At 70.3% G+C, this 8,630-nt stretch carries 7 protein-coding genes; 3 read left to right on the top strand and 4 right to left on the bottom strand.

Translation table 11 applies throughout. The features are described 5' to 3' along the window. Positions 1-289 precede the first annotated feature (289 nt). The 3 genes from VF330_RS40030 to eccE form a co-directional block, all read right to left on the bottom strand. A complete protein-coding gene (locus VF330_RS40030) occupies positions 290-1,852 on the bottom strand; it encodes a S8 family peptidase (RefSeq protein ID WP_330856973.1) in 1,563 nt (520 codons plus the stop codon). Positions 1,853-2,225: 373 nt separating this feature from the next. Then, a complete protein-coding gene (locus tag VF330_RS40025; RefSeq protein ID WP_330856972.1) occupies positions 2,226-2,951 on the bottom strand; it encodes a hypothetical protein in 726 nt (241 codons plus the stop codon). Further along, entirely contained in the window at positions 2,948-4,156 is a 1,209-nt protein-coding gene (gene eccE, locus VF330_RS40020) for a type VII secretion protein EccE (RefSeq protein ID WP_330856971.1), read from the bottom strand. The genes VF330_RS40025 and eccE overlap by 4 nt, the downstream gene beginning before the upstream one ends. Before the next feature lie 279 nt (positions 4,157-4,435). Between eccE and eccB the strand changes: the two genes are divergently transcribed. The 3 genes from eccB to VF330_RS40005 all read left to right on the top strand — a co-directional run bounded on the left by eccB (position 4,436) and on the right by VF330_RS40005 (position 7,533). Continuing rightward, positions 4,436-6,031, top strand: coding sequence for a type VII secretion protein EccB (gene eccB / locus VF330_RS40015; RefSeq protein WP_330856970.1), 1,596 nt, complete (start codon positions 4,436-4,438; stop codon positions 6,029-6,031). A gap of 68 nt (positions 6,032-6,099) precedes the next feature. Then, on the top strand, positions 6,100-6,417 hold the full coding sequence (locus VF330_RS40010; RefSeq protein ID WP_330856969.1) for a hypothetical protein: 318 nt from the start codon (positions 6,100-6,102) through the stop codon (positions 6,415-6,417). A 9-nt stretch (positions 6,418-6,426) separates the two neighbouring features. Next, the gene (locus VF330_RS40005; protein ID WP_330856968.1) at positions 6,427-7,533 is read left to right on the top strand and encodes a hypothetical protein; all 1,107 of its coding nucleotides are present in this window, start codon (positions 6,427-6,429) and stop codon (positions 7,531-7,533) included. An 81-nt stretch (positions 7,534-7,614) separates the two neighbouring features. Here VF330_RS40005 and VF330_RS40000 read toward each other — a convergent pair whose 3' ends face one another. Beyond that, the gene (locus VF330_RS40000) at positions 7,615-8,583 is read right to left on the bottom strand and encodes an IS481 family transposase (protein WP_330856967.1); all 969 of its coding nucleotides are present in this window, start codon (positions 8,581-8,583) and stop codon (positions 7,615-7,617) included. Between the last annotated feature and the right edge of the window lie 47 nt (positions 8,584-8,630).

Here is an 8,630-nt window from a genome sequence, read left to right as displayed (position 1 = left end):
GGCTTCGGCTTTGCGGGACTGTCAGACCTGCTCGCTACCTTGGGTCGCGGGGGATCCGAAATCCAGGGGGACCCCTGCGAGAGCCTGCCTCAGCGGCCGCCTCACCTCTTGAAGCAGTCCTGGCCCCCGGTCGGGGCGTCGAGAAGGCTGCTGCTCGCTCTGGGGCCCTCTCCGGCCCGTTTTTGAACCATTCCGCGACTGTCTGGCCGCGTGCCGTGCCTCTCCCGGTCAAAGGGAGGAGCCCCCGGCTTGTGGCCGGGGGCTCCGAGTGGTGGAAGTGGGGCTGGGATCAGAGGTCGAGCGTCCACGAGTCGATGTAGCCCGTGTCCTGGCGGTAGGTGTCGCGCACTCGCAGCTGCCAGGTGCCGTTGGCGTCCTCGGAGGCCACGTTCACCGCGTAGGTGGCCTTCAGGTTGTCGGCGCTGTCGTTGCCGTTGCTGACCTTCAGCTGCTTCACGGTGCCCGACGGGGTGATCAGGGCCAGTTCCAGGTCGCCTCGGTAGGTGTGCTTGATGTCCACGCTCACCGAGGCGGTGGTGCTGGCCTTGCCGAGGCAGTCGGCGATGGTGATGGACGACGTGATCGTGCCTGCGTCGGGGATGGTCGTGTCGGTGTCGTTGGTGGCCGTGGGGCACTGGCCCGGCGGGTTGCCGGGGGCCGTGCCGGTGATGTGCAGGAGCTTGTTCGGGGAGCCGGTGCCCGGGCTGGTGACGACGTCGCTCGTGGCGTTGTCCACCAGGGCGTCGCGGACCTGCTGCGGGGTTGCCGTGGGGGACGAGCCCAGGTAGACCGCTGCCGCGCCCACGACGTGCGGGGTGGCCATCGAGGTGCCGCTGATGGTGTTGGTGGCGTTGTCGTCGGTGAGCCAGGCGCTGGTGATGTCGCGGCCCGGCGCGAAGATGTCCAGGCAGGTGCCGATGTTCGAGTAGGACGAGCGGGCGTCGGTGCGGTCGGTCGAGCCGACGGTGATGGCGTTCGGGGTGCGGGCCGGGGAGGTGTTGCAGGCGTTGGCGCCGCTGTCGTTGCCCGCTGCCAGGCCGTAGGTGACGCCCGCGGCGATGGAGCGCGTCACAGCGTCGTCGACGGTCTGGTTCGCGCCGCCGCCGAGGGACATGTTGGCGACCGCCGGCTTGTTGGCCGGGTTGCTGTTCACCTGCTCGGTGACCCAGTCGATGCCCGCGATGACACCCGCGAACGTGCCGGAGCCCGCGCAGTTCAGGACCCGGACGCCGACCAGCTTCACGTCCTTGGCGACGCCGTACTTCGTGCCGCCGACGGTGCCGGCGACATGGGTGCCGTGTCCGGCGCAGTCGGTCGCGTCGTCATCGTTGTCAACGGTGTCGCGTCCGGACACGGCCCGGCCACCGAAGTCGCTGTGGCTGAAGCGGATGCCGGTGTCGATGATGTAGGCCGTGACGCCCGCGCCGCGGTTCGGGTAGGTGTAGCTGTTGTCCAGCGGGAGCGCCGCCTGGTCGATGCGGTCGAGGCCCCAGGACGGGGTCGGGGTCTGCGTGTCCGTCAGGTGGACCTCGCCGTCCTGCTCGACGTACGAGACGGACGGGTCCGCTGCCAGACGCCTGGCCTGGGTTTCGGACATCTGCGCCGAGAAACCGCGCAGGGCGGACTTGTAGGTGTGCTTGACCGTCGCGCTGTACTTGGCGCTCAAGGTCTCAACACTCGACGTGCTCACGTCCTTCAGCACGACGATGTAGTTGTCCTTGACCGCGTTGGACGCACCGAGGTTGCGAATCTCCCCCTCGGGCGCAGCGGTGGCGGAGACGGACGACAGCACGAGCGCGGTGCCCGCCACCAGTCCGATTCCAGCCGCTCGTCTGGCCCACGATTCTCCCATAGCAGCAAGCTCCCTCGTCCCAGGGTTGTGCAGGTGAGAGTTTTCTTAGTGGCGCGGACTGATTGCCCACAAGACGGTCCACGAAATTGCCTTCGAATGGCGAATCAACAGATTTGGCCGTTATGTGAATTAGTTGGTTCCGCTGATCTATGGACAGAACAATTGCGCCCCGAACGATGAACCGTTCGGGGCGCAAGTTTCAGCTTTCGGGAAGCACGTGTCTCAGCTGGCCGGGCTTCGCGAGTTCGTGTCGGTCGTCCGGTCGCCTCTTCGGGTCAACCGCCGCAGGCGATTCGGGCCGAAGCGGTGGCCGGATGACCGACTTGAGACGAACTCGCCGCCGCTGCGGAGCAGCGGCCGAAAACACAGCGTCTCAATCGCCTCGGCGCACTGCTCCTAGGATCTGCTGCTCCGCCGGGGTCGTGTACAGGCGCAGGTGCGCCCACATGTCCTGACCCATGGCGATGACCTGGTCGTCCTTGAGCTGGGTCAGCTGCTGGAACATCTGCGGGCGCAGGCGCCACATCTGTCCCGCCAGCTGGGCCTGGCCCATCGGGAGGCGCTGCAGCAGCACGAGGTCCGCGTTGTTCGCCGTGGACGACGCCTGCGGGTGCAGGTACGGCAGCACGTACATCGTGGTCTGCCACGGGGCCCGCGGCGGGAAGAGCTCCTGCGGGACGTGGCCGCCGTCGTGGATCACCAGCAGCGGCATGTCCTCCGTCGGGCGTGGGAGGTCCGCCGGGGACAGCCGGCGCAGCTGCACCAGCTGGGACGGACGGCCGTCCGGGCCCTGGCCCGCGGCGCGCACCACCGGCTGCCACGCCTGGGGGCGGCCGGTCGCGATGATGATCCACGCGCCGGTCGCCATGGCGCGCAACGCGATCTGGCGGGCCAGGTACAGGCCGCCCACGACCACCATGCGGGTCGGCGTGGGGCGCAGCACGGACACGCTGAGCGGTTCGCCCTTGGTGCCCTGGCCGAGCATCATGCCGCCGCGGTCACCGCTCGGGCTGACCAGGTCGAGCATGTTCGGCGACACCAGGAACTCCGGTGCCACCGCGCCGCGGCCGCGCGAGTCGAGCAGTCGGGACGAGCTCATGCCACACCTCCCAGCGGCAGCGTCGCGGCCAGGCCGGCGAGCTGCATGCCCCGCAACGGGGTCAGCGTGATGTCCAGCTTGTCGCTCAGCTTCGACAGCTGGTCGTCGGCGCGGTCGAGCTCGCTCGGCGTGCGGGCGCTCACGCGCACCAGGCCGCGCAGCGAGACCTGACCGTCCTCGCGCGACGGTGAGATGGACATCGCGAGGGTGGACGAGAGAGCGCGCACACCGGTCAGCGAGTTCAGGTTGCCCTTGAGGCCCTTGGACGGCCAGCCGGTGATCGCGTAGCTCGCGTGCCCGACGCCACCCGCGGTGACGCCCGACCACTTCTCGCGCAGCGACACGGGGTTCGTGTTGCCGACGGCGGCGGTCAGCTCGGCCGACGAGATCGCCGCGCGCAGCAGCTCGTCCGCGTCGAGGGGGCGGATCGCGACGCCCGCGGACTCCAGGGCGTTGCGGACGCGCGACAACGCGCCGATCAGCGCCCGGTGCGCGCCGACGACGCCGCCGCCGCGCTCCCGGATCGCCTCGCCGCAGCGGCGCGGGTCCAGCCGGACCGTGATCCACGTGGTGCGCCTGGCCGCCGCGGGCAGCGGGCCGAGCACCTCCATGTACGAGCTGACCGCGGGCGAGTTCGGCGGGAGCGCCGCGCTGCCGGGGTAGCAGTGCCAGATCACGGTGATCGCGTCCAGCACGACGCCGCGGTCCTCAAGGCACGGTGCGAGCGCGCCCAGCGGCAGCGACGGCGCCGAGCCGATCGCGGAGATCAGCGGCGGGGTCGGGTCGACGAGCAGCACCGCGGTCCACACGCCGTCGTGCCACGACAGCGCGAGCGGGCGGCGTTCGTGGTCGACGCTCTTGGCGATGACCAGGTCCGGGATCGCGAGGCGCAGCAGGGCGACGCGGGGGTCCTCCGGGCCGAGCACCTGCAGCTCGTCGTCACCGGGCTTGGACTCCGACGGCTCCTGGCGCTTCGCGGTCCGGTGGTGCGACCGGAAGTTGTAGCGCAGCCGGACACCGATCCACTGCGTCAGCCACCGGCCGCGCCGGCGGGTGAAGGCGAGCACCAGTGCGACGAAGAGCACACCGCCGGCTATTGAGACGGAGACGACGTTCAACGCGCCCGAGGGCTCCTTCACGCCCATGAGCGTGAGCACGAGGAGTGCGATGGCGAGGCCGACCTCGATCGTGACTACGTTCGACACGGGCAAGGAGCCGAGGCTGACGTTCGCCGTCCTGCGGCGGACACGCCCGACCGGACGAGGAGGCGCGGGTGCCTGCTGGCCAGGACCCCCTGGTCCACCGGGACCCTGCGGCCGCGCCATCCCTGGGTTGGGCCGGGGCGGATGTGGAGTGGTCACGGACATCCGTTGTGGTCTCTTTCCCCTCGACGGTCGGTGGGCTTGGCGAACCGGCCCACGAAGCAACCTGCGTCCGGCTATCCTGCCGAACCGTACCGCGACTGGGAGAGCAGCGAGCCGAGAATGGCATCAACACCCACCACCAAGTCACAGGTCCAGGCCTACCAATTCGTCCTGCGGCGGATGCAGTCCGCTCTGGTCCGCAGAGACGCGGTGATGCTGCATGACCCCATGCGCAACCACTCGCGGGCGACGGCGGTCGGTGCGGTCCTGGGAGTCGTCGGTCTGCTCGGCTTCCTCGTGTTCGGGCTCTTCAAGCCGTCACCGAAGCTCGACGACCAGACGCAGATCGCGATCAGCAAGGAGACCGGCCAGGTCTACGTCGTGGACGCGTCGCCCCGGCGCCTCGTCCCGATGACGAACCTGGCGTCGGCCCGCCTGCTGTGGTTCTCGCGCAGCAATCCCGACCAGCAGTCCGGCGGCGGTGACGCGCCGGGCGCCGCGCAGGGTGCGGCCGGCGGCGAGCCGAAGCTCGTGAGCGAGTCGGCGCTCGCGAACCTGCCGCGCGGCAGGCTGACGGGTCTGCCGGACGCGCCTGACGTGCTGCCGAAGCCGGAGCTGCGGATCGACGCGCAGTGGTCCGTCTGCGACACGCTCGACCTGGACGAGTTCCGCGAGAACCAGGCGGCGGAGAACCAGATCAAGACCTCCGTGATCGCCGGTGTCAGCGGCGGCAACCCCGAGCTGGGCGACGAGGCCGTGCTGGTGCAACAGCGGACGGGTGAGAAGAAGGCGTACCTGATCTACAAGAAGCCCAACAGCCTGCGCGACATCTCGTCGTCGACGGTCAGGGCCCAGGTCGACCTCAAGGACGACAAGGTCATGAACGCCCTGCGGCTCAAGGGCAAGCAGCCGCGCGCGATCAGCACCGCGCTGCTCAACGCCATCCCCGAGGTCGCGCCGCTGGCCGCCCCGGTCGTCCAGAACCAGGGCAAGCAGGCCACCTACGTCACCGAGACGCGGGTGAACGTCGGCGAGGTCGTCGAGGTCAACCTGACCGGCACCGCGCAGTTCCTGGTGGCGCTCGAGGACGGTTTCCAGGACGTCGACCAGACCGTCGGCGACCTGCTGCGCTTCGCGTACTCCAACGCCAGGGACCCGATCAGGGTCTCGCCGAACGCGGTGTCGCCGAACAAGAACCCGAAGAACCCGCTCACGCTCGACTCCTACCCGGCGCGGATCCCCACCACGCTCGAGGCGAACGCCAACAACACCGTGGTGTGCCTGGGCTGGAAGGCCGAGAACTTCACCGAGCAGACCAAGGCCGAGCACACCTCGGTGACGATCGGCTCGAAGCTGCCCGGCCCGAAGGAGATGACCCCGGTCGCGCTGAACGCGGCGGGTGCCGCCGGCGAGATCATCGACCAGTTCCTGATGCTGCCGGGCAAGGCCGCCGTCGTGCGGGCGAGCCAGGGCAAGGGCGACTTCGGGACCGGTCCGGTGCAGATCGTGACGGGCCGCGGTGTCCGCTACGGCGTCCCGGACGCCGGCACCGCGGCGGCGCTCGGTCTCGACGGGACGTTCCCGCCGGCACCGAACCAGATCCTGAGCCTCCTGCCGATGGGACCGCAGCTCAACAAGAACGAGGCCAACCGCAGCTACGACGCGATCCCGACGCCCAAGGGCACGATCCAGGATCCGCAGGCGGCCCAGAAGTAGCGGAACCGGTCCGGGTGCACGACCGTCGAACCAGGACGAACGCACCCGGACCTGGCAGGGGGAACGTTGTGGCCGGTCGGATATCCGTCGATCCCGAGTGGTTGGAGCAGTACGCCGACCGGATCGACGGCACGACGGACGACCTGAGGCGCGTGCGGGACGCCATGAAGGTGTCCCCGCTGCGCCCGCAGTCGTTCGGTGAGATCGGCAGGACCGTCGGCACGGCCCAGGCGTACGCGCGGGCCGCCGCGCTGCTCAACTCCCAGCTCGCCCGCGCCTGCGACACGCTCGACGCGGCCGCCGCGGGGCTGCACGCCGTCGCGAAGCAGCACGGGGCCGGCGAAGAGGAGAGCCTGCACCTCATCAAGAACGCCGACCGGCGGTAGGGGGCGCTCGTGGTGACCAGGAACGGCGCGGACGGACGGCAGATCGCGGCCGAGGTCGGGCCCGAGCTCGACTACCTCTCGCGGCTGAGCCGCAAGCTCGGTGTCGTGGACCTCGTGCACGACTTCTTCGACCCGCTGGTGGGCGACTGGAACGACCTGCGCGAGGAAGCCGAGCGCTGGCGCAAGGCCGCGAAGGTGACCGAGGCGGTCACGAAGCACGTCGCGGCACCGCTGGGCGGCGTCGACGCGCGGTGGGAGGGCAAGGACGCCGACCAGTTCCTCGAGCACATGCGCAAGGTCGGGCTCGCGGGCGGCGACATGACCGACGCGATGAACGCCATGGCGGACGCGTTGGAGGAGACCGCCGACGGCGTGCGCGACATCGTGCAGGACATGGCGCACGTGCTCGCCGACGCCGCCGACTCGGTGTCCGGGACGGCGTCGCTGCCCCTGGACGGCGACCAGCGGGCGGTCCGGCACATCGAGGAGCTCAAGGACCCGGTGCGCGAGCTGCACGAGTCCGCGCGGCAGGTCATGGAGGCGTTCCTCCGGCTGTGCGACGGGGTGTCCGGTGAGGACGACGGCTTCGACGCCGTGCGGATGGAGCACCGCTACCCCGAGAACGACTGGACGTACACGGCGCCCGCGAAGCCCGCGACGACGGTCCCGGAACCGGCCAAGGCGTCGGCCACGGCCGCCGCGGGCACCGGCGGTGCCGCAGCGGGCGGTGGCGCTCCCGCGGGTGTCGGTGGCGGAGCTCCCGCGGGTGTCGGCGGGGGTGTGGGCGGCGGTGTCGGCCCGGTCGGCGCCCCGGCTGCCGCGGCGACCCCGCAGCCGACGCAGTTCGGAGGCGCCACAGGCGTCGCTGAGCCGCCTCCGGCCGCCCAGCAGGGTGCAGGGACCGCTCCGGCCGCCGCGGCCGCCGCAGGCCGTCCTGGGGGCGCTCCCGGCGGCATGATGGGCGGCATGCCCATGATGGGCGGGATGATGGGCGGTGGCGGCCAGCAGGGCGGCGACAAGGAGCACAAGCCGAGGCAACGGCTCACCGGCTCGATCGAGGACCTGCTCGGCAAACCCAAGAAGGCCGCCCCGAAGTCCATCGGTGACGACGACTGACCCGCCCGTCGTCCTCGTGCACCAACGGAAAGGCCCCGCCGGAGCTCCGGCGGGGCCTTTCCGTGTTCTAGATGTACTTGGTCATGAGGTTGGTGACTGAACGCGGCTGATGGGTGGGTGCCCGTTGAGTGCGTGGTGACCGCGTTCAGTGTTGTAGTGATCGAGCCAGGGCGCCAGCGCGGCGGTGCGAGCGTTGTTGTCCAGGAAGATTTCGCGGTAGGCCCACTCGGTCTGCAGAGTGCGGTTGAGGCGCTCGACTTTGCCGTTCTGCCAAGGGCAATGCGGCTTGATGGTCTTGTGGCGGGCGCCGATCGCAGCGACGGCCGTGGCGAAGTCGCGGGAGATCAGATAGTTCTTGGCGTTGTCGGTCAGAACCCGGTGAACGCGTGGGATTCCTTGCTCGGCGAACCAGGCCGCGGCGCGGAGCAGGAACCCGGCGCAGGTGGTGCCGCGTTCGTCGGCGAGGACTTCGGCGTAGGCGAGGCGGGAGTGGTCGTCGATGGCGGCGTGGACGTAGTCGTAGCCCAGGCCTCGGCGGGAGCCGGGACGCAGGCCGCGGCCGTGGGCGCGCCAGCCGCCTCCGGGCGGGATCTTGCCGATCTTCTTGACATCGAGGTGGATCAGGTCACCGGGGTGCGGGTGTTCGTAGCGTCGGGTGGTGTGGCGGGTGGCACGGATGCGATGCCCGGTCAGCGGATCGCACTCGGCCAGCCTCGGCACGCCATGCCGGGCCAGCACCCGTGACACGGTGCGGACGGGAACACCGGTGCGGGCGCTGATGCGGGCCGGTCCGCACCGCAGCTCGCCTCGTGCCGTCAGGACTCGTCGTTCTGCCTCGGCCGAGGTCCGCGACGGCGTCTGGTGTGGCTTGCTGGACCGATCGGCCAGTCCCGCCAGGCCTTCCTCGTGGAAACGGCGGACCCAGCGATGGGCGCACTGCCGTGAGACGCCGAGCTCTTTGGCCACGTGGGCGACCGGTCTGCCGGCGGCGACTCGCTGAACGAGGACCAGGCGTCCATGCACTGTCAGGCGGGCGTTAGCGTGTCCCAACGAGGCCTCCGGTTGTGGTGACTGACTTCGCAATCACCACCGCACCC

Source organism: Lentzea sp., assembly GCF_036380075.1.
Taxonomy (GTDB): Bacteria; Actinomycetota; Actinomycetes; order Mycobacteriales; family Pseudonocardiaceae; genus Lentzea.
This window is presented reverse-complemented; position numbering and strand designations above follow the sequence as displayed.

Excerpts from the sequence above, each read along its gene's own strand:
- VF330_RS40025 (WP_330856972.1), bottom strand. The coding sequence starts at position 2,951 with ATGAGCTCGTCCCGACTGCTCGACTCGCGCGGCCGCGGCGCGGTGGCA.
- VF330_RS40030 (WP_330856973.1), bottom strand. The coding sequence starts at position 1,852 with ATGGGAGAATCGTGGGCCAGACGAGCGGCTGGAATCGGACTGGTGGCG.
- eccB (WP_330856970.1), top strand. The coding sequence starts at position 4,436 with ATGGCATCAACACCCACCACCAAGTCACAGGTCCAGGCCTACCAATTC.